This is a genomic window from Achromobacter sp. D7-1 (assembly GCF_059760445.1).
In genome coordinates, this window is record NZ_JCBAMT010000015.1 from 75,751 (window position 1) to 97,174 (window position 21,424).

The window sequence follows — 21,424 nt, forward strand, 5'->3', positions numbered from 1 at the left end:
CCGCCCTCACCCGGAGCCCCCATGCCCCATGCCCCGCATTCCCATGCCGCCCGCGCCCTGATCGCCGCCGGGTTGCTGCTCCCCTTGGGAGCGATGGCCAGTCCCGCGGGCGACGCCTTGCGGCGCTTGCTGGGCGACGACTGGGTCACGCGCGACACCAGCCTGGAGGATCTGGGCATCCGCGAGCCCGTGGTGCTGAGCAATAGCGACGCGCGCCAGGAGTTCTACCTGCCGGTCCCCCGCGGCGTGCCGATAGCCGATGCCACGCTGGACTTCGACGCGCGCTACATCAAGGGCGAACCAGGCCGCGCCAGCATGGTGCTGTGGGTGGACGGCGTGCCGCAGACCGCGCAGCGCATCGCCGACGGCGAGGGATCGGCCACGCGCAAGCTGAACGTGGAGCCGCGCGTGCGCGACACGGGCTTCGTGCGCCTGGCGGTGGACTGGCAATCGGAGATCGCGCAGCGCCAGTGCGAGAGCAACCGCGCCACCGCCAACGCCCTGATGATTTCGCCGCGCACGCGGCTGAGTTACCGCTACGACGCCTCGGCCATCGGCAGCCTGGACGAGGCCTGGAGCACCCTGCCCGGCAAGCCCGTGCTGATGGTGGCAGGCGCCAAGCTCGACCAGCAGGCGTTCGACAGCGCCTGGCGCATGGGCGTGGCGATGGAGCGCAGCGGCAAACGGGTCGCGGTGAGAGCCTTCCCAACCGTGGGCGACGAGATCGACACCCGCGGCCTGCAGGCGCCGAACGGACTTGGGCAGGTGCCTGCGTTCGCGGCCCTGGCGGGCAATGACAAGCACAAGCTGACCAGCCCCGCCGAGATCGGCGCGCTGCTGGTCATGGGCGCCCCCGCGGTCAGCGGCGACGTGGTGATCGCGGACGCCGCGCTGCGCGCCCGCTACAGCGAGGTGCTGGACGCCTTGCAGGCGCAATTGGCGCAGGACGCCGACGCCGCGGAGGCCTTCAAGGCATGGCGCCAGCGGCGCATGCCGCTGGCCGGCCAGGACCTGCCATCCAAGGAGATCCGCCTGGCGCCGCTGGGCCGGCAGGCGGTGATCGCGGTGGCCGCCGATGCCGGTGCACAGGGCGCGGGCGCCTTCGACACGGCCTGGCGCCGCATCCTGGTCACGCGCCAGGCGCAAGTCAAGGCGGCCGAGCCGCCTCAGGCCTCGGCCACGGAAGGCATGCGCCTGACGGCGCTGGGCGGATCGTCCCCCAGCTTCGACGTGGTCGCGCGCGGCGACTGGAACGCCACGTTCGCGCTGGCCGCCGTTTCCGCCGACGGCAGCATGCCGGACGAACTGGTCATGGACCTGGCCGCCGCGCCCGGCGCCTCCGCCACGCGCCCGGTCGCCTCGGTGTTCTGGAACGGCATTCTGCTGGCCGCCAAACAGATGGACGCCGACGGCCATCCCGAGCGCCTCACGGCGCGCGTGCCCGGCTACGCCCTGGGCCTGAACAACGCGGTGCGCGTCACCTTCCAGCGCCAGCCGGTATCGGTGGATTGCAACGAAATCCCGCAAGGCTATCCGGTGAACGTGCTGCCCACCAGCTACGTGAAGCCGGGCCGCGCGCAGCCCGATGGCACCTTCGTGGGGCTGCTGCCGCTGCTGGCCGGCAGTCCTCAGCTGCTGGTCCCCGACACCTATCTGGCCGACGCGCCCGCCAGCCTGCAACGCGTCATCGGCATCGCCACGGCCAGCGGCCTGTCGGCCACGCGCGCGGCGCTGTCGCTCACGCCGGCGGGCCAGACGGCCAAGCCCGGCGGCCCCTTCGTCGCGATGGAAGTCGCCGTGGACGGCGCCAAGCCCATGGTCAAGGTCACGGACCGCAAGCAGCTGACGGTGGACGGCAAGAGCGCGCCCTGGCTGGACATTTCCGGGCTGGACAACCTGAGCACGGCCGAAGTGGTGCGCGCCGGGGGCCAGGACGGCCTGCTGTGGCACACGCTGGGGCAGCGCCCGGCCATGCCGCAGACGCCCTTCGTGCTGAACCGCGGCAACATCGCCATCATCGGCGCGGCAGGGCCGCTGGCCTGGATCGACAGCGCCAACCCCGCCGCCGGCCAGCCGCCGGGCGCGGGCGCGAGCGCCTTCTTCGAGTGGCGCAACTACCTGTCGTGGAGCGTGCCGGCCCTGAGCGTGGGCCTGTTGATCCTGCTCCTGATCCTGATCGCCGCCTTGCGCGTCAGCCGCAGGAAGAACAAGGACAGCAAGTAATCCGGAGACGCCATGTCCTCGCTTTACTGGCCCTACCTCATCGCCGACTACTACCGCGGCCTGGAGATCGTGACGGCGGTGGTCGGCGTCATCATCCTGCTGTCCAGCCTGGACGACCTGTTCATCGACGGCTGGTTCTGGCTGCGCGAACTGCGCCGCGGACTGACGGTCAAGCGCCAGTATGCGGCGCTGACCGCGGAACAGCTGCGCGCCAAGCAGGAACAGCCGCTGGCGATCATGGTGCCTGCCTGGCTGGAGTACGACGTGATCGCGCCCATGCTGGAAAACATGGTGTCGACGCTGGAATACAAGAACTACACGATCTTCGCCGGCACCTACCAGAACGACGAACGCACCATCAAGGAAGTAGAGCGCATGCGGCGCCGCTACCGCCAGTTGATACGCGTGGAAGTGCCGCATGACGGACCGACCTGCAAGGCCGACTGCCTGAACTGGATCGTGCAGGCCATCTTCGCGCAGAACGCGCTGCAGCCCGAGCCCTTTGCCGGCGTGATCCTGCACGACAGCGAAGACGTGCTGCACCCGCTGGAACTGAAGTACTACAACTACCTGCTGCCGCGCATCGACTTCATCCAGTTGCCGGTGACCTCGCTGGAACGGGAATGGCACGAGCTGGTCGCCGGCACCTACATGGACGAATTCGCCGAGTGGCACACCAAGGACCTGGTGGTGCGCGAAAGCCTGTCCAGGATGGTGCCGTCGGCCGGCGTGGGCACCTGCTTCTCGCGCCATGCCTTGGAGGTGCTGGCGGCGGAGACGAACAACCAGCCCTTCAATACCGACACGCTGACCGAGGATTACGACATCGGCGCGCGGCTGGCCCAGCGCGGCATGCGCCAGATCTTCGGCAAGTTCGAGGTCGAGTACGTGACCCGCCGCCGCGCCTGGTTCGGCCTGGGGCGGGAGAAAGTCTCGGCCATCAAGATGCCGCTGGGAGTGCGCGAGTACTTCCCCAATACCTTCCGCACCGCTTACCGGCAAAAGGCCCGCTGGACGCTGGGCATCGGCCTGCAAGGCTGGCAGCAGGTGGGATGGACGGGATCGCTGGCGACCAAGTATCTGCTGTTCCGCGACCGCAAGGGCCTGTTCACCTCGTTCATCGCGATCCTGGCCTATCTGCTGCTGGCCAACTTCTTCCTCTTCTATCTGGCCGACCGTTTCGGCTGGTGGAAGGTCTACTACCCCTCGTACTTCCGCCCTGGCGGCTGGCTGGTGACGCTGATGTGGCTGAACGCGGGGGCGCTGCTGCTGCGCGTGGTGCAGCGCGCATACTTCGTCGGCCGCATGTACGGCTGGGAACATGCGCTGCTGTCCATGCCGCGCATGATCGTCGGCAACTTCATCAACGCCATGGCGGCGGCGCGGGCCTGGCGCCTGTTCATCGGCCACCTGATCACAGGCAAGCGGCTGGCCTGGGACAAGACCATGCATGACTTCCCGTCCACCGACCAGTTGGCGCAGCAACGCCAGCGCCTGGGCGACCTGCTGCTGTCCTGGCAGGCGATCGACCACCAGATGCTGGAACAGGCGCTGGAGATCCAGGCGCGCGAGAAGCGGCCGCTGGGCGAAATCCTGATGGAACGGGGCTGGCTGGACGAAAAGACCTTGCATGAAGCGCTGTCGTTCCAGCAAGGCGCCCCGACGCAAACCGAGCACCCCGCGGACCCGCTATCGCACAGGCCCTCTCCTCCATGACCGTTATTTCCCGTTCGCTGGCTTTCACCGCCATGCTGCTGTGCACGGCGGCGGCTCCCGAAGCCGCCGCGCAAACTGCCGCCGCAGCCGAACGTCCGCTGGAAGGCGACGCCTACCAACTGGCCGACCAGGCCTACAAGCAGTACGACGCCGGCCATTACGAAACCGCCCAGGTCATGGCGGAAAACGCGATCCGCCTGCGGCCGGATGTGGCCCGCCTGCGTCTGCTGCTGGTGTACGCCCTGGAAAAACAGGGCAAGCGGCAGGAGGCCGCGCGCGCGGCCGACGCGGCCATCGCCGACGGTTTGGGCACGCCTGAGCTGCGCCAGGCCAAGGCCAACCTGCAGCGTCCGCCCGCCGTGGCAGCAACGCCCGCGCAACCCGCGGCGCAAACGCCGGCACAGGCACAGGTTCAGGCGCAAGCATCGCCCCCCGTCCGCAAGCCCGCGCCGCAGACGCCGTACCAGCGCGCTTACCCCGTGGCGGCACGCGCCTATGCGGACTATGGACGCCAGGACTACGCAGCCGCCGCCGCGGGCGCCGAGCGCGCCTTCCGCGCCGTGCCCAGGCAGGGCGAATGGGCCTTGCTGTGGGTGGAATCGCTGGGCGCCCAGCAGCGCTACGAAGCCGCCAGCCAGGCCGTCGACACGGCGCTGGCGCTGGGCGCGCCCAACAAGGCCGCGCTGCAGGCCAGGCAACAGGCCTTCCAGAAACAGATCGCCGCGAGCCAGGCGCCCGCCGCGCCAGCCCCGGGCAGCGTGGCCGCCACCGGCGCCTATGCCGCCTACGACAAGGGCGCGTACCAGGAAGCCATCGTCCTGGCCCGCCAGGCCGTGGCCGAAGCGCCCGACAACGAAAGCTATGCCCAGCTGTTGACGACCACGCTGGCCGCGGGCACCAAGGCCCAAGCCGCCGAAGCGGAAGCGCGCTTGAGCGACGCCATCGCCCGCCAGCCGGACTCGGCCCAGTTGCTCGCGCAGCGCGGCTACGCGCGCCAGCGCCTGGGCCAGCCCGCAGGGGCGGTATCGGACTTCGCGGCCGCGCGCGCGACCGGCCAGGCGCCGCCGCGCCTGATCCTGGACCAGGCCTATGCGCAATCCGCGATGGGCGACAACCGCGCCGCCACCGACTCGCTCAAGCAGGCCATCGACATGGACGATGCCGGCCAACTGGGCCTGACGCCGCTGGAACGCTACAACACGCGCAGCGGCGTCGCCGCGCTGTCGCGCGAATGGGGCGGCTCGTTCTCGGCGTCCTACCGAGGCGCGCGTCCCGCCAGTTCCAGCCTGGGCGGCGCCGCCATCAACACCCCTGGCGACGTGGTATTCAGCACCGCTGAAATCTTCTGGCGTCCGCCGCAGCTGAACAACCGCTGGGGCATGCTGGAAGCCTATGCGCGCAGCTCCAACACGCTGTACGACAGCGGCAGCACCTACGAGTCGCGCAGGAACGTCGACCCCTGCACGGGCGCAAGCACGCCCGATGAACGCTCCAACGAAGAACGCTTCCGCAACAACAGCAGTTCCTCCGGCATCCCCAGCACCATAGGCGCGCTGGGCCTGCGCTATCTGCTGGCCGATACCGGCGTGACCTTCGGCATCGAGCGCCGCTTCTTCCTGGGGTCCGCCACCCGCCAGGGCTACGCCTACCCGGAATCCAGCGCGGTGCAGTGCGCCGCGCAGCCAGCCTTCCACAACGCCTACCCCAATCTGCAGGACCAGAGCGCGGTCGCGCGCTACAAGCTCAACGGCAACGCCGGGGGCTGGATGTCCTACGTCACCTACGGCTATTACCAGGGCCGCGAACTACGCGTGGACGTGCCGAGCTGGCTCACCATCGAAGGCTATGCGCAAGCCGGCTACGCCTGGGACGACAACAGCGCCCGCTACACGGCTTACTCGGTGGATGCCAAGGGCCAGCGCCAGCAGGACCTGGGCAGTTCCTCGGGCCGCCTCAAGCGCGACCAGGCTTTCCTCTCCGGCGAGCTGCGCGTGGGCCGCAGTTTCCGCGCCACCAGCATCAGCGACAAGCTGGTGCTGTTTCCGTATGCAGTCATCGGCGCGGACTGGCTGTGGCAGAAGAGCGTGGCCAAACTCGACGACCTGCCCGGCTACGGCAGCGGGTCGGTGGTCCTGTCCGACCATGACACTTCGTGGTCACTGGGCGTGGGCCCCGGTTTCAATGTGCGCTACTGGTTCCGCGAAGACCACTACAACGCGCCGCGCTCCTACCTGGACTTCGGCGTCCAGTACCGCACCAGCTTAGGCGGCGGCGAAAGCGACCGCGCCAAGGGCTGGTTCATGAACATGACGCTGTCGTACTGAGCGGCATCGCCATGGATACACCCTATTACATCAGTTCATAAGCCTATAACAATGAATCGGGCATAGTGCTCCGCGCCACGCCGGCAGCGCGATCGCCGCGCGTGCAACCCTCATCCTTCACCGCGTTGGAGATTGAATTGCCGATTATCAAACAAGCCCGTATCGCCCTGGCCGCCGCCGCCCTGACCCTGGCCAGCGGCGCCGCTCTCGCCCAGCAGGCCATGCCCCCGGGCCAGATGCCCAACCTGGCTGCGCTGAGCGGCCAGATGCATGCCGCCGCCGAGTATTGCGGCGCCTACTCGGCCGCGCAGCTCGAACAGATGAAGCAGCAGCAAAAGACCGCGACCAGCGCCCAAGGCATGTCGGGCGCGGACTTTGACGCCGCCTTCTCGCAGTCGTACGGCCAGGCCAAGACGCAGCTGGGCGCGCTGAGCGCGGCCGACAAGGAAAAGACCTGCGCGCAGCTCAAGGCCATAGCCGCGGCGCAACAACCGCGCTAGCCCTTCCCCTTCCGGCCTGCGTATCGGCCGCCTAGAGCGGCCACTCCCGCCTCAAGCGCTCGGCCTCGGGCGTAGGCCCGATCAGCCAGGGATCCGCCGCAAAGGCGACCACGCTTTGCGCGCGGTAGCGCCGCGCGATGCGCAACTGCCGGCGCACGCGCGCGGCATCGGCGGAACGGGCATTGAACGTAGTGCCGTCCTGGCGTCCGGACGGCAGTTCCTCGAACAGTTCGACGATCAGGTCGAACGGCGCGCGCCGCGCCAGCAGCATGCGGTGCAAAGGTTCCAGCGCCTCATAGGCCGCCATGCCGGACACGCCTACCCCATCCTGCAGCATGGGCCTCAGCCTGGCGGCGTCCAACAGTCCGCTCCACAGGTCGGCCAGGCTCAGCGTTCCCGGCAGTTTGCTGTGATAGGTGGATATGGCCGGCGCGCGCCCGGTCTGTTGCGCGAGCGGATCGGACAGCTCGCGCAGCCACTGCACCAGGCGCGGCTGGCGGCCGGGCGCGGCCCAGCTGTGCTGCTCGATTTCATAAGGGATGTACCAGCCGCGGAACGCCGCAAGCCCGGTTGCGTCCGACGCCCGCGCATAGGCCAGCGCCTGCGCCTGCGCGGCCTGCAGGAAAGCGGCCAGCGCCGCGTCATCCGGATTGCCCAGTTGCCGCCACCAGCGCTCGTCGTAGGGCAGGCCCAGCTGCAGCCCCATGCCCAGGCGCTCCGCCTCGTCGAAGATCAGCGCCAGCGTGGGCGCGGGCAATTGCCAGGGCTGAGCCCCGCCGCTGGCCCCGACCCACTGGATGATGATCTCGCGGAATCCCAACGCGTGCATGGCGGCGATGCGCTCGCGCCAGGCCTGCGGACTCAATTCCAGGTGGCTGGGCCACAGTTGCCAGAAGGTGCTTGGCACCGACCAGGCCGGCGCGCAGGCGGGCAGGCTGGCGGCCAGCGCCGCCACGCCCAGGCCCTGCAACAGGCGCCGCCGGCCGGTGGAAGCAGGCGCTGACGCCTGCATGGGCTGCCTGGCGATAGGACTTAGCCTGCGCGGTTGCCGAAGATGCCCGACAAGGACGCCAGCAGGTCGGCCGGGTTGAATTGCTGCTCTCCCTGCACCTCGCCGTTGGGAGTGGCCTTGTCCACCAGCTGCGGCAGCAGCGAGGACAGCGAGCCGAGCACGGAATCCGTGTCCTGCCCGGTCTTGGCGGCCAGTTCGTTGACGACGCCGGGATCCAGCACCGAACCGAGCTGGTCGGCGCTGACAGGCATGTTCTGGCCGGTGCCCACCCACGAGGCCACGATCTCGTTCAAGCCGCCCTTCTGGAAGCTTGCGATCAGGCCGGACAGGCCGCCCGGGTACTTGTTCAGTTGCTCGATCAGCGCGGGCAGCAGCGAAGCCGAACCCCCTTGCTGACCGCCGCCGGCCATCGAGGCCAAGGTATCCAATAGGCTCATCATCGTGCTCCTGAAAAATCGGAGAATCAGTATAGGCCCATGCCCGCCGCCCTGCCTGTCATCTGATGGATGACACCCGGCATCTTTGCAAAGCTTGTCGATTGCGGCCGGTCAGTTTGCGCCCTTCCCTGCCTGCAAGGCTTGCAGCGACTTCAGGCCGGCGCGGCCGTCCGGCCGCAGGCCCAGCTCGCGCTGCACCGTCTGCAAAGCCTCGCGGGTGCGCTTGCCGATCATGCCATCGGGTTCGCCGATCTCATAGCCGCGGGCAATCAGCAGCCGTTGCAATTCGCGCCGCTGCGCCCGCGACAGGCCCGGGTCGTCGGTCGGCCAGGCTTGCGCCAGCGGCCCGCCGCCGCGCAGCCGGTCGGACAGGTGGGCGATGGCCAGGGCGTAGCTTTCGGCGGCGTTGTAGGAATACAGGGCGTCGAAATTGCGCGTAACCAGAAAGGCGGGACCGCCCCGGCCCGCCGGCAGCAGCAGGCCCGCCGGCGTGTCGCCCGCGGGCAGCGGCTGGCCGTCGGCCCGCGTGACCCCGCGCCCGGCCCAGTACGACATCGCGCGCTTGTTCTTGCGGCCCGCGCCCGAGGTATCCAGGCCCGCCGGCAGGCGGACTTCGTAGCCCCAATGCAGGGCGCTGTTCCAGCCCGCGCGCTTGAGGAAATTGGCCGTGGAGGCCAGCGCATCCGGCACGCTATCGACCAGGTCGCGGCGGCCGTCGCCATCGAAATCCACCGCCAGGCGCAAGTAGGTCGAGGGCATGAACTGGGTCTGGCCGAAGGCGCCCGCCCACGAGCCGGTCAGACGCTCGGGCGCGATGTGCTCGTCCTGGATGATCTTCAGGGTGGCAAAGAATTCGCCGCGGAAATAGGCCTGGCGCCGGCCAAAGCAGGACAGCGTGGACAACGAAGTCAGCAGGGGCCGGCCACCAAGGGTGCGGCCGTAATTGCTCTCCACGCCCCAGACCGCGGCGATGGTGGCCGGGTCCACGCCGTAGCGCGACGCGGCGCGCTCCAGGTCGGACTGCCAGCGCGCCATCCCGGCCTGGCCGTCGGCCACGCGCTCGTCGTCGACCAGCGCCGCCATGTAGTCCCAGATCGGCGTCTTGAATTCCGGCTGGGCGTCCAGCAGATCCAGCACCGTCATGTCAGGCGCGAGCCCCGCGGTTTGTGTATCGAACGTGGCGCCCGACACGCCGGCCTTGAGCGCCGGGCCGCGCAATTGCGCCAGGCAGGCCGCGAACGCGTCGGCAGCGTAAGCCGCGGGCGCCGCCAGTGAGATGAAAGCGCTGCCGGCCAGGGCGCAGCTCAGCGCGCGCAGCGGGCGGGTCCGCAAGGTCTTGATGGAGTTGTCGATGCTCATGTCGTCCAGTCAACCGGCCTGCAATGCGGCAAGCTCGGCGTCGTCGAATCCGGCGGCGCGGCGCGCCTCCAGGTTGAAGGGGCCGCGCAGGCGGGGCGCGTCGTAGCGCTGCGCCAGTTCGGCATAGCAGGCCACGGGATCCTGGCCCATCTGCGCGCACAGGTGCTTGTACCAATGATTGCCGATGGCCACGTGGCCGATCTCGTCGGCCAGGATGATGTCGACGATGGCCGCGCTGTCCGCGTCCCCCGCGCCCGCCAGCTTGGCGCGGATTGCGGGAGAGGCATCCAGGCCACGCGCTTCCAGCGTGCGCGGCACCAGCGCCAGGCGTGCCAGCAGGTCTGTCTGCGTGCGTTGCGCCATGTCCCACAGGCCGTTGTGCGCGGGGAAGTCGCCATAGGCGTGGCCCATGACGGCCAGGCGCTGCCTGAGCAGATCGAAGTGATAGGCCTCTTCGCGCGCCACCCGCAGCCAGTCGCGGTAGAAGGCTGGCGGCATGCCGGCGAAGCGCCAGATGATGTCCAGCGCCAGGTTGATGGCATTGAACTCGATGTGCGCCAACGCGTGCAGCAGCGCCGCGCGCCCTTCCTGCGTGGCCATGGAGCGCTGCTTGACCTGGGCCGGGGGCACCATCTGCGGCAACGGCGGGCGGCCCGGCAACCCGGCCGTGGGCGCGAACACCCGCCCGCAGTCCAGCACCGCCCCATCCGAAATGGCGCGCACCGCCACCAGCTTGTCCTGCCACGCCGTGGCGGCCAGGGCCGCCAGCGCCTGCCCGCGCAGGCAATCCTGAGCGTGCCCGGCCGCAGCGGGCGTCGTATTGCTGTCCATATGCTTCTCTGTGCGGGCGGCCTCAAGCCCGCCCGAAATCCCGTGAAAACGCTGGGGCCGCAGGCCTCGCGCATACCCGGAGACTTTATCATTCAGCCATGGATTCCCTGCGCTTGACCATAGAGACCGACCTGTCCCGCATCGACGCCCAGCAATGGGACGCGCTGGCGGGAGACCAGCCCTTCCTGCGCCATACGTTCCTGCGCGCGCTGCACGAAACCGGCTGCGCCACGCCCCAGACCGGATGGGCGCCGCATTACCTGGCGTTGTGGCGCGACGGCGCGCTGGCCGCGGCCGCACCGCTGTACCTGAAGTCGCATTCGCGCGGCGAGTATGTGTTCGACTACGCCTGGGCCGACGCCTTCCAGCGCCACGGGCTGCGCTACTACCCCAAGCTGCTCTCGGCCATTCCCTTCACGCCGGTGACCGGCCCCAGGCTGCTGGCAGGCAACGATGAAGACCGCGCCACGCTGGTGCGCGGGCTGGTCGCCTTCGCCGAAGAGATCAAGGTTTCCTCGCTGCACCTGCTGTTCCCGTCGGACATCGACATGCAGGCGCTGCGCGAAGCCGGCTTCATGATCCGCGAAAGCGTGCAGTTCCACTGGACCAATCCGGGATACGCGGACTTCGACGCCTTTCTGGCCACGATGAGCCACGACAAGCGCAAGAAGATCCGCCAGGACCGCAAGAAGGTCGCGGCTGCCGGACTCTCGTACCGCTGGCTGCGCGGCGCCGCGATCGGCGCGGCCGAGCTGGACTTCTTCTATGAATGCTATTGCCGCACCTACTTCAGCCATGGCAATCCGCCCTACCTGAGCCACGAATTCTTCCGCCGCGCGCAGCGCGAACAGGCCGAGGCCTTTGTGCTGATCCTGGCGGAGCGCGACGGCCAGCCGGTGGCGGCGGCGTTGAACCTGGCGGGCGGCGACGCGCTCTATGGCCGCTACTGGGGTGCGACCGAATACGTGCCGGGGCTGCACTTCGAGACTTGCTACATGCAGTCCATCGCCTATTGCATCGCCCATGGCATCGCGCGCTTCGAGGGCGGCGCGCAAGGCGAGCATAAGATGGCGCGCGGACTGCTGCCCACGCCCACGTGGTCGGCGCATTGGGTCGCGCATCCCGGCTTCGCGGACGCGATCCAGAACTTCCTGGATGAGGAAACAGCGGCGGTGACGGACTATCTGGGAGAGCTGGAAAGCCACTCCCCGTTCAAGCGGCCGCGGGAAGACTGAATCCAGGGCCTGCTCACGCCAAAAAGCGCCTTGCAAAGGCCCTAAAGGAAGCGGTCCAGCAGCTTGCGGCTGTGCTTGTCCAAGGACTGGATGTCGCGCACCAGATAGAAGATGCCGTGGCTGTCTGCGATCAGCAGGGTCTGCGGACTCAGGCGGCGGATGTCCTCTTCGCCGCGCAGCGTGAACGAGGTCGGGCCGCGGTCGGTATCGACCTGCCAGGTGCTCGGGGTGGCGAAGGTGGAGACGCTGGCCAGCTTGCGGATCTCGGGCATGAACTCCCGGCTCGCCAGTTCCTCCTCGATCAGCGCGCGCTGCGGCGCCGGCACGTCGGACAGGTGTTCGATCCAGAGCAGTTCATGCCCATCCACCGTCACCAGCGACAGGCCGCGGCCCGGCTCGCTGATGGGAAAGGCGCGCACGGGCAGCACTCCTTCATGGGTTTCGCCACCGGCGGCCTGGAACTCCAGACGACCGAAGGCATTGCGGCGCAACTGAAAAGACGGCAAGGTCATGGCGATAATTCCGGTTCCGCGTCAGGCCACGGCGGCCATGTCTTCGCTGCCCGACGCCTGCGCGTCGGCCTCGGCCTGGCGCGCCTGCGCCTGGTACAGGCGATAGTAGGCGCCCTCGCGGGCCATCAGTTCTTCGTGCGGCCCCTGCTCCACGATCTGGCCGCGGTCCAGCACCACCAGGCGGTCCGCCTTGCGCAAGGTGCTCAGGCGGTGGGCGATGGCGATCGTGGTGCGGCCGCGCACCAGATTGTCCAGCGCCTTCTGGATTTCCTTTTCGGTGGTGGTATCCACCGACGAAGTGGCCTCGTCCAGGATCAGGATGCGCGGATCGATCAACAGCGCGCGCGCGATCGAGATGCGCTGGCGTTCGCCGCCGGACAGGGCCTGGCCGCGTTCTCCGACCAGCGAGTCGTAGCCGTGCGGCAGCCGCAGGATGAATTCGTGCGCATGCGCGGCGCGCGCCGCGGCCACGATCTCGTCACGGGTAGCGTCCGGTTTGCCGTAGGCAATGTTCTCGGCAATGGTGCCGAAGAACAGGAACGGCTCCTGCAGCACCAGCCCGATATTGCGGCGGTAGTCCGCCACGCGCACCGAACGGATGTCGGCGCCATCCACCAGCACCGCCCCTTCGGATACGTCGTAGAAGCGGCAGATCAGGTTGATCAGGGTGCTCTTGCCCGAACCGCTGTGGCCCACCAGGCCGATCATTTCGCCCGGAGCGATGGTCAGGTTCAAGCCGCGGATGACCTGGCGGTTGCCGTAGCGGAAACCCACGTCGCGCAATTCGATGCGGCCGTTGATGTGCGGCAGCTTGGCCGGGTTCTGCGGTTCCGGCACGCTGGACACGTGGTCCAGGATGTCGAAGATGCGCTTGGCGCCGGCGGCCGCTTTCTGCGTGACCGAGACGATGCGGCTCATCGAATCCAGGCGCATGTAGAAGCGCCCGATGTAGGCCAGGAAGGCAGCCAGCACGCCGACCGTGATCTGCTTCTGCGACACCTGCCAGATGCCGAAGATCCACACCACCAGCAGCCCCACTTCCGTAAGTAAAGTGACGGTGGGCGAGAACAGCGACCAGGTGGTGTTCACGCGGTCGTTGACTTCCAGGTTGCGGTTGTTGGCTTCGCGGAAACGCGCAACTTCACGCTTTTCCTGCGCGAACGCCTTGACCACGCGGATGCCCGGGATGGTGTCGGCCAGGACGTTGGTGATTTCCGACCAGATGCGGTCGACTTTTTCGAAACCGTGGCGCAGGCGGTCGCGCACCGCGTGGATCATCCAGATGATGAACGGCAGCGGCACCAGCGTGACCAGCGCCAGCCACGGGTTGATGGACACCAGGATGACCGCGGTCATGACGATCATCAGGATGTCGTTGGCGAAATCCAGCAGGTGCAGCGACAGGAACACGCAGATGCGGTCGGTCTCGCTGCCGATGCGGGAGATCAGGTCGCCCGTGCGCTTGCCGCCGAAATACTCCAGCGATAGCTGTTGCAGGTGTTCATAAGTCGTGGTGCGCAGGTCGGCGCCGATGCGCTCGCTGACCCAGGCCAGGATATAGGTGCGGGCCCAGCCCAGGCCCCAGGCCAGGAACGCCGAGGCCAGCAGCCCGCCCAGGTAGAGGCGGACCTTGTCGTAGTCGATGGGCGCGCCGTTCTGGAACGGAATCAGCACGTCGTCCATCAGCGGCATGGTCAGGTAGGGCGGCACCAGGGTGGCGGCCGTGCCCAGCAGCGTCAGGACGAAACCTGCCAACAGCGGGCCGCGGTAAGGCCGGGCAAAGCGCCACAGGCGCAGCAGCGCCCAGGTGGACGACGGAGCCGCCTGCTCCTGGTTGCAGGTCGGGCATTCTTCCTCGCCCGCCGGGATGACGTTATTACAGATGGTGCAGGTGCGTTCCGCCAGTTCCTCGACCTGATGGCCGGACAAACGGATGGCCTGCTGGGTCTCGAATTGCGCCAGCAGGCGCAGCGCTTCCGGATTGCGCGCCAGCGTGAAACGCCAGACGCCCAGGCGGGAGTCGTCGTCGTGCAATTCCAGCAACGCGGCGCCGGCGTGGTCGGTCAGGCTGAGCTTTAATTGGGGGCCATATACCCAGGATTCCCAGCGCGGCTCGTCGGAATGGCGGGCCAGCAGCCGGCGATCGGTGGCGGCGATCAGCCCCGGGCGGAACTTCAGGCGCTGATCCAGGTCTATTTCAACCCAGGCCAACAAGGTTTCGCCATCCGCCAATTCGGTGCTGATTTCATCGCGCCAGCGGGCAGGAAAGGCTTCGGCAAGGCCGGAAAGCAGGTTTGGTTTTTTCATTGGAACGCATACCGGGCCAGGACTCTGCCCTACTAGGCGGCAACCGGTTCGCTACCAGGACTGGCGGCAAACGTGTCCCTTCCTTACAACATAACGATTTCACGCCTTGAAGGCGTCGTATAGTAGCAGCCGATTTTTCTAATTAGGAATATCTGGGATCCCCCACTCGTTGGCATTATTCTAAAGGCGCAACCCCAATAAATTCGCGGTCTTGCATAGGGGCGTCCGCGCGTGCCAACCTGCTTCTCTCGTAAATTAAAACATGAAAAAGAAAGACATTGAATTTCTCGATGTCGTGGCTTTGCGCGGCCCGAACATTTGGACGTACCGCCCGGTACTCGAAGCGTGGGTGGATATCGGCGAACTGGAGGACTACCCCTCCAACACCATTCCCGGCTTTTACGAACGCCTGACGGAATGGCTGCCGACCCTGATCGAACACCGTTGCAGCCCGGGAGTCCGGGGCGGCTTTCTGTCGCGCCTGAAGGAAGGCACCTGGCCTGGCCACATTCTTGAACATGTCACCCTGGAACTGCAGAACCTGGCCGGCTTGCGCGGCGGTTTCGGCAAGGCCCGGGAAACCTCCACCCGCGGCGTCTACAAGGTCGTGGTGCGCGCCTGGCAGGAACAGGTCACCCGCACCGCCCTGAACGAAGCCCGCGACCTGGTCATGGCCGCCATCGAAGACCGTCCCTTCGATGTGCCCGCCGCCATCGCCAAGCTGCGCAGCCTGATCGACAAGCACTGTCTCGGCCCCAGCACCGCCTGCATCGTGGATGCCGCCGACGACCGCGACATTCCCTACATCCGCCTGTTCGAAGGCAACCTGGTGCAGTTCGGCTACGGCTCGGCCCAGCGCCGTATCTGGACCGCCGAAACCGACCGCACCAGCGCCATCGCCGAAGGCATTTCGCGCGACAAGGACCTGACCAAGGAACTACTGTCGACCTGCGGCGTGCCGGTGCCCGAAGGCCGTCTGGTGCGCAGCGAGGACGACGCCTGGGAAGCCGCCGAGGACATCGGCCTGCCGGTGGTCGTGAAACCCTACGACGGCAACCACGGCCGCGGCGTCTTCACCAATCTGACGACGCGCGAGGAAGTGGTATCGGCCTACCGCGTGGCCGTGGACGAGGGCAGCGGCGTCATCGTCGAGCGCTTCGTGCTGGGCAACGAGCACCGCCTGCTGGTCGTGGGCGACCGCATGGTGGCCGCCGCCGCCGGCGAACCGGCCTGGGTGACGGGCGACGGCAAGTCCACCATCACCGAACTCATCGACAGCCAGATCAATACCGACCCGCGCCGCGGCCGCACCGAGAACCACCCGCTGAACCCGGTGCGCCTCGATTCCGCCGCGCGGCTGGAAATCGCGCGCCAGGGCCTGACGGAAGACAGCGTTCCGCCCGAAGGCCAGCACGTGCTGGTGCAGCGCAGCGGCAACGTCGCCTTCGACGTCACCGACCGCGTGCATCCCAGCATCGCCGCCACCGTGACCCTGGCCGCGCGCATCGTGGGCCTGGACATCGCCGGCGTGGACCTGGTGGCCGAAGACATCTCCCGCCCGCTGGAAGAACAGCGCGGCGCCATCGTCGAAGTCAACGCCGGCCCCGGCCTGCTGATGCACCTGAAGCCGGCCGACGGCACGCCGCGTCCCGTGGGCCGCGCCATCGTCGACCATCTGTTCCCGGAAGGCGATGCGGGCCGCATCCCCATCGTCGGCGTAACCGGCACCAACGGCAAGACCGTGGTGGCGCGTCTGGTGGCCCGCCTGCTGAGCCTGTCCGGCAAGCGCACCGGCCTGGCCTGCAGCGAAGGCCTCTATCTGGACCGCCGCCAGGTGCAAAAGGGCGACCGCGCCGATTTCGCCTCGGGCACGCGCCTGCTGATGAACCGCAACCTGGACGCCGCCGTCATCGAGAACGACAGCGGCGTGATCCTGGGCCAGGGCCTGGCCTATGACCGCTGCCAGGTGGGCGTGGTCACCAACATCGACGACGCCGACCATCTCGGCGACTTCGACATCAACGAAACGGAGCGCATGTTCAATGTGTTCCGCACGCAGGTGGACGTGGTGCTGCCGGGCGGCGCCGCCGTGCTGAACGCGCGCGATCCGCGCGTGGTCGAAATGGCCGAACTGTCCGACGGCGCAGTCATCTTCTTCGGCATCGATCCCGCCCTGCCTGCCATCGCGGCCCATCTGCAGCAGGACGGCCGCGCCGTGTTCGTGCGCGACGGCGACATCGTGCTGGCGCAAGGCGGCCGCGAGGAACGCCTGGCCGCCGTGGCCGCGATCCCGCTGACCCATGGCGGACGCGTGGCCTTCCAGGTCGAAAACGTGCTGGCCGCGGTGGGCGCGGCCTGGGCGCTGGACATTCCCGTGGCGCTGATCCGCGCCGGCATCGAAACCTTCGATATCGACCAGGCCGATGCGCCCTGGCAGTTCACGCTGTTCGAACGCAACGGCAGCACCGTGGTGGTCGACGACGTGCACAACGCCTCGGCGCTGCGCCCCCTGATCGCCGCCATCGACCAGTTCCCCTCGACCACGCGCGCCGCCGTCTATTCGGCCGGCGCAGACCGCCGCGACGCGGACCTGATCGAACAGGGCAAGCTGCTGGGCGACGCCTTCGACCGCGTGGTGCTCTACGACGACCTGACCGTGCGCAGCAAGCGCCCGGAAGGCGAAGCGCGCGCGCTGCTGCGCCAGGGCCTGGCGCAAGGCGCCCGCGTCAAGGACATCCAGGAAGAGCCCGACCACGGCAAGGCCATCCAGAGCCAGCTCGACGGCATCGCCGCGGGCGACTTCGTCTTGTTGCAGTCCGACGAGGCCTTCTCCGGCCCCACCATCGATCTGGTCCGCCGCTGGATTCAGCAATACTGACAATATCTGCGCGCGCCCTCGCACTAGCGGGGCGCGCGTGAGCTAGACAGGAATACCTGCCATGGAAGTTTCCCGTATCCGAGCACTGCGCGGCCCCAATCTGTGGAGCAAGAACACGGCGATCGAGGCCATCGTTTCCTGCGCCGACGCCGAATGCTCCATCGACAATCTGCCTGACTTCGAAGCACGCCTGCGCGCGCGGCTGCCCCAGACCGGGCTGCTGCGTCCTGAAGGCCATCAGGGCGCGGTCTCCATCGCCCACGTGCTGCAGATCGTCGCGCTGACGATGCAGGCGCACGCCGGCTGCCCCGTCACGTTCGGCCGCACCGCCTCCACCATCGAGCCTGGCGTGTTCCAGGTGGTGGTCGAGTACAGCGAGGAAGAAGTCGGCATGCTGGCGATGGAACTGGCGCAAGTGCTGGTGCGCGCCGCGCTGGACGACACGCCGTTCGATCTCGCCGATGCCTTGAAGCGCCTGCGCGAGCTGGACGAAGACGTACGCCTGGGGCCCAGCACCGGCTCCATCGTCAACGCCGCCACCGCCCGCAACATCCCCTACCGCCGCCTGACCCAAGGCAGCATGGTGCAGTTCGGCTGGGGCAGCAAGCAGCGCCGCATCCAGGCCGCCGAAACCGACCTGACCAGCGCCATCTCCGAGTCCATCGCACAGGACAAGGACCTGACCAAGATGCTGCTGGACTCGGCCGGCGTGCCGGTGCCCATGGGGCGCTCGGTCACCACCGCCGAGGAAGCCTGGGCCGCGGCCGAGGAACTGGGCGGCCCGGTCGTGGTCAAGCCGCGCGACGGCAGCCAGGGCCGCGGCGTGGCCGTCAACATCGAAACCCGCGAGCGCGTGATCCAGGCCTTTGAAGTGGCCGAGGAAATCAGCTCCGAGGTCATTGTCGAACGCTACATCCCGGGCCACGATTTCCGCCTGCTGGTGGTCGGCGGCGCGCTGGTCGCGGCCTCGCGCCGTGATCCGCCGCAGGTCACGGGCGACGGCGTGCAGACCATCCGCCAACTGGTGGACCAGGTCAACGCGGACCCGCTGCGCGGCGACGGCCACGCGACCTCGCTGACCAAGATCCGCTTCGACGACATCGCCCTGGCCACGCTCAGGAAGCAAGGCTTCGAGGCCGACTCCGTGCCGCCGTCCGGCACCCTGATCTTCCTGCGCAACAACGCCAACCTCAGCACCGGCGGCTCCGCCACCGATGTGACCGACGAGGTGCACCCCGAAATGGCTGCGCGCGCGGTGTCGGCGGCGCGCATGATCGGGCTGGACATCTGCGGCGTGGACGTGGTCGCGGAGAGCGTGCTCTACCCGCTTGAAGAGCAGAACGGCGGCGTGGTGGAAGTGAACGCCGCGCCCGGCCTGCGCATGCACCTGAACCCGTCCTTCGGCAAAGGCCGCGCCGTGGGCGAAGCCATCATCGCCAATATGTACGCGGACGGCGACGACGGCCGCATCCCGGTCGTGGCCGTGGCCGGCACCAATGGCAAGACCACCACGGTGCGCCTGACCGCCCACATCCTGGGCGCTGCCGGCAACCGCGTCGGCATGACCAACTCCGACGGCGTCTACGTCGACAACCTGCGCATCGACACCGGCGATTGCAGCGGCCCGCGCAGCGCCCGCAGCGTACTCATGCACCCGGACGTGGACGCGGCCGTGTTCGAAACCGCGCGCGGCGGCATCCTGCGCGAAGGCCTGGCCTTCGATCGCTGCAACGTGGCCATCGTCACCAACATCGGCATGGGCGACCACCTGGGCCTGGGCTACATCAGCACGGTCGAAGACCTGGCCGTGGTCAAGCGCGTGATCGTGCAGCACGTGCATCCCTCGGGCACCGCGGTGCTGAACGCGGCCGACCCCATCGTGGCCGAAATGGCCGCGAGCTGCCCCGGTTCTATCACCTACTTCGCCGAAGACCGCAATCATCCCGTGCTGGCCACGCACCGCGCGCAAGGCCTGCGCTGCGTGTATCGCGACGGCGACGCCATCGTGACCGCGCAGCAAGGCGCCGAAGAGACCCGCTACCCGCTGGCCGCCATTCCGCTCACGCGCAACGGCACCATCACCTTCCAGGTCGAAAACGCCATGGCCTCGATCGCCGCCGCCTGGGCGCTGGGCCTGGACACGGACATCATCCGCCGCGGCCTGGCCACCTTCGTCAACGACGCCCAGACCGCGCCCGGACGCTTCAACGTGTTCGACTACCGCGGCGCCACGGTGATCGCGGACTACGGCCATAACCCCGATGCCATCCTGGCCCTGGTGCGCGCGGTGGACGCCATGCCCGCCAAGCGCCGTTCCGTGGTCATCAGCGGCGCGGGCGACCGGCGCGACGAAGACATCCGCATGCAGACCGAGATACTCGGCGACGCCTTCGACGACGTGCTGCTCTACCAGGACCAATGCCAGCGCGGCCGCGCCGACGGCGAGGTGCTGGCCCTGCTGCAGCAAGGCCTGGTCAACGCCAGCCGCAGCAAGCACGTCGAAGAGATCCACGGCGAGTTTCTCGCCATCGACACGGCGCTGGCGCGCCTGGGCGCCGGCGACCTGTGCCTGATCCTGGTCGACCAGGTGGAAGAGGCGCTGGATCACATCGCGCGCCGCATCGCGCAAGCCTGAGCCTTTTGCGGCTCTCGAAGTAAAAGCGGGGCGCCCTGAGGCGCCCCGTTTGCATATTGCGTCAGCGCGCGCCGGTCAACTGCTGGACGACGCCACGGGCGCGGCAGCCTGGTACCTGTCGGTCACGTGCGTGCATCCCATCGCCGCCATCGCGGCCAGCGTCAGCAAGATAGCGCTGCAAAGTCGTTGCGTCATGCGAGTTCCTCTTCCTTTTCTGCGGCCGAACGTGATTGCCGGTACCGCCAAGACTATACCGTCGCGCCCTTCCGTAAGCCAGCCGCGGACCGCGCAGGCTGCGCGCGCAAATCCGGTTACCAGGCCCGCTCAAAAGAGGACAAGACATTGCCGGAATGTAACTGCCACACCTAGTGCGGCTGCAACCTCTGCTCGCCGGAAACCACGCATTTTTGCGGACCAGCCGCCGTTACATTTACCCACAGCCAGGTTTGACGGCCATGCCGTGGACTCGTACGGTTAATGCATGGCCTGCACGAGATCTTTTAAATCGACAGGCCCTAGCTGATCAGTGTCCCACTCAACCGCGACAGCCCGGTTTACAGGCCGCAAACCGGATGCCGCTAGCAACAGGAGAGGTCACCATGAACAACGACATCATCGCTGGCAAGTGGAAGCAACTGGCAGGCAAGGCCAAGGCCGCCTGGGGCGAGCTCACCGACGACGAGCTGACCCGCACCGAAGGCAACGCCGAACGTCTGGCGGGCCTGATCCAGGAGCGTTACGGCAAGACCAAGGAACAGGCAGAGAAGGAAGTCCGCGACTTCTTCGACCGTAATCCTTGATCCGTCCAACCACCAGGAGAAGCTGACATGCTGCACTACGCCGTAGTTTTCTTCGTCATCGCCATCATCGCGGCTGTCCTGGGCTTCGGCGGCATCGCCGCCGGCGCTGCCGGTATCGCCAAGATCCTGTTCTTCGTCTTCCTGGTATTGGCGCTGCTGTCCATCCTCGGCGGCGCATTCCGCAAGAAATAGAACTCGCACCCAAGACATTCCTCAATCCCCGCGTCTCGACGCGCTGAACCACTAACAAGGAGCATGACTATGGAATTCCGCAAGCTGATCGCCGCCGCTGCACTGGGCACGGGCGCCGTCTTCACTTCCATGGCTTTTGCCGCCGACGACGGCAAGCCGAAACAGTCCGTGGGTGAGTACGCGTCCGACGCCACCGTGACCACCAAGGTCAAGGCCGCCATCGTGGCCGACAAGCAGCTGAGCGCGCTGGACATTGCCGTGGAAACCAATGCTGGCGTCACCAAGCTGACGGGTACCGTCGGCACCGCGGCCGAGGCCGATCACGCCGCCACCGTGGCGCGCGGCGTCGAAGGCGTCAAGCAGGTGATGAACAACATCAAGGTCGACCCGGCCAAGAACAAGAAGTAAGCCTCGGGGGCTCAAGCCCTTTCCTGAAATGCAGAGCGGCGCCTGTGTCGGACAC

16 protein-coding genes are annotated in these 21,424 nt (G+C 67.7%); 10 read left to right on the forward strand and 6 right to left on the reverse strand.

Features of this window, described 5'->3' with window-relative positions; genetic code table 11:
* The first annotated feature begins 21 nt into the window (after positions 1-21).
* From AC6LKD_RS09395 to AC6LKD_RS09410, 4 genes are all read left to right on the forward strand, one after another.
* Positions 22-2,223, forward strand: a complete 2,202-nt coding sequence (locus AC6LKD_RS09395; RefSeq protein WP_498115996.1) for a cellulose biosynthesis cyclic di-GMP-binding regulatory protein BcsB — start codon at positions 22-24, stop codon at positions 2,221-2,223.
* A gap of 12 nt (positions 2,224-2,235) precedes the next feature.
* Positions 2,236-3,939, forward strand: a complete 1,704-nt coding sequence (locus AC6LKD_RS09400; RefSeq protein WP_013392365.1) for a glycosyl transferase family protein — start codon at positions 2,236-2,238, stop codon at positions 3,937-3,939.
* A complete protein-coding gene (locus AC6LKD_RS09405; protein ID WP_498115997.1) occupies positions 3,936-6,263 on the forward strand; it encodes an NfrA family protein in 2,328 nt (775 codons plus the stop codon). Before AC6LKD_RS09400 ends, AC6LKD_RS09405 begins: the two co-directional genes overlap by 4 nt.
* A 137-nt stretch (positions 6,264-6,400) precedes the next feature.
* The gene (locus tag AC6LKD_RS09410) at positions 6,401-6,763 is read left to right on the forward strand and encodes a hypothetical protein (RefSeq protein ID WP_492274760.1); all 363 of its coding nucleotides are present in this window, start codon (positions 6,401-6,403) and stop codon (positions 6,761-6,763) included.
* 31 nt (positions 6,764-6,794) lie between these two features.
* Here the strand turns inward: AC6LKD_RS09410 and AC6LKD_RS09415 are convergent, their stop codons facing one another.
* The 4 genes from AC6LKD_RS09415 to AC6LKD_RS09430 all read right to left on the reverse strand — a co-directional run bounded on the left by AC6LKD_RS09415 (position 6,795) and on the right by AC6LKD_RS09430 (position 10,402).
* Complete coding sequence (locus tag AC6LKD_RS09415) at positions 6,795-7,775, reverse strand: DUF4434 domain-containing protein (protein WP_013392362.1); 981 nt, start codon at positions 7,773-7,775, stop codon at positions 6,795-6,797.
* Between the two features lie 20 nt (positions 7,776-7,795).
* Complete coding sequence (locus AC6LKD_RS09420; protein ID WP_041652833.1) at positions 7,796-8,212, reverse strand: YidB family protein; 417 nt, start codon at positions 8,210-8,212, stop codon at positions 7,796-7,798.
* Positions 8,213-8,323: 111 nt separating this feature from the next.
* Positions 8,324-9,553 carry a lytic murein transglycosylase gene (locus tag AC6LKD_RS09425; RefSeq protein WP_492274958.1) on the reverse strand — a complete coding sequence of 410 codons (1,230 nt, stop codon included), beginning with the start codon at positions 9,551-9,553 and terminating at the stop codon, positions 8,324-8,326.
* 27 nt (positions 9,554-9,580) lie between these two features.
* Positions 9,581-10,402: a ferritin-like domain-containing protein gene (locus AC6LKD_RS09430; RefSeq protein WP_013392359.1), complete on the reverse strand. Its 822-nt coding sequence runs from the start codon at positions 10,400-10,402 to the stop codon at positions 9,581-9,583.
* Positions 10,403-10,500: 98 nt separating this feature from the next.
* Between AC6LKD_RS09430 and AC6LKD_RS09435 the strand changes: the two genes are divergently transcribed.
* Positions 10,501-11,637: a GNAT family N-acetyltransferase gene (locus AC6LKD_RS09435; protein ID WP_498115998.1), complete on the forward strand. Its 1,137-nt coding sequence runs from the start codon at positions 10,501-10,503 to the stop codon at positions 11,635-11,637.
* Between the two features lie 41 nt (positions 11,638-11,678).
* On the opposite strand, the gene AC6LKD_RS09440 is transcribed toward AC6LKD_RS09435, so the two are convergent.
* Positions 11,679-12,149, reverse strand: coding sequence for a cyanophycin metabolism-associated DUF1854 family protein (locus AC6LKD_RS09440; protein WP_013392357.1), 471 nt, complete (start codon positions 12,147-12,149; stop codon positions 11,679-11,681).
* Positions 12,150-12,170: 21 nt separating this feature from the next.
* Positions 12,171-14,456: a cyanophycin metabolism-associated ABC transporter gene (locus AC6LKD_RS09445; RefSeq protein ID WP_013392356.1), complete on the reverse strand. Its 2,286-nt coding sequence runs from the start codon at positions 14,454-14,456 to the stop codon at positions 12,171-12,173.
* A 262-nt stretch (positions 14,457-14,718) separates the two neighbouring features.
* On the opposite strand from AC6LKD_RS09445, the gene cphA (AC6LKD_RS09450) reads away from it, so the two are divergent.
* The 5 genes from cphA (AC6LKD_RS09450) to AC6LKD_RS09470 all read left to right on the forward strand — a co-directional run bounded on the left by cphA (AC6LKD_RS09450) (position 14,719) and on the right by AC6LKD_RS09470 (position 21,369).
* Entirely contained in the window at positions 14,719-17,334 is a 2,616-nt protein-coding gene (gene cphA / locus AC6LKD_RS09450; protein ID WP_492274764.1) for a cyanophycin synthetase, read from the forward strand.
* Between the two features lie 61 nt (positions 17,335-17,395).
* A complete protein-coding gene (cphA, locus tag AC6LKD_RS09455; protein WP_013392354.1) occupies positions 17,396-19,969 on the forward strand; it encodes a cyanophycin synthetase in 2,574 nt (857 codons plus the stop codon).
* Positions 19,970-20,568: 599 nt separating this feature from the next.
* Entirely contained in the window at positions 20,569-20,769 is a 201-nt protein-coding gene (locus AC6LKD_RS09460; protein ID WP_013392353.1) for a CsbD family protein, read from the forward strand.
* A 27-nt stretch (positions 20,770-20,796) separates the two neighbouring features.
* On the forward strand, positions 20,797-20,961 hold the full coding sequence (locus tag AC6LKD_RS09465; RefSeq protein ID WP_006389411.1) for a DUF1328 domain-containing protein: 165 nt from the start codon (positions 20,797-20,799) through the stop codon (positions 20,959-20,961).
* A gap of 69 nt (positions 20,962-21,030) precedes the next feature.
* Positions 21,031-21,369: a BON domain-containing protein gene (locus AC6LKD_RS09470; protein ID WP_013392352.1), complete on the forward strand. Its 339-nt coding sequence runs from the start codon at positions 21,031-21,033 to the stop codon at positions 21,367-21,369.
* The last annotated feature ends 55 nt before the right edge of the window (positions 21,370-21,424 follow it).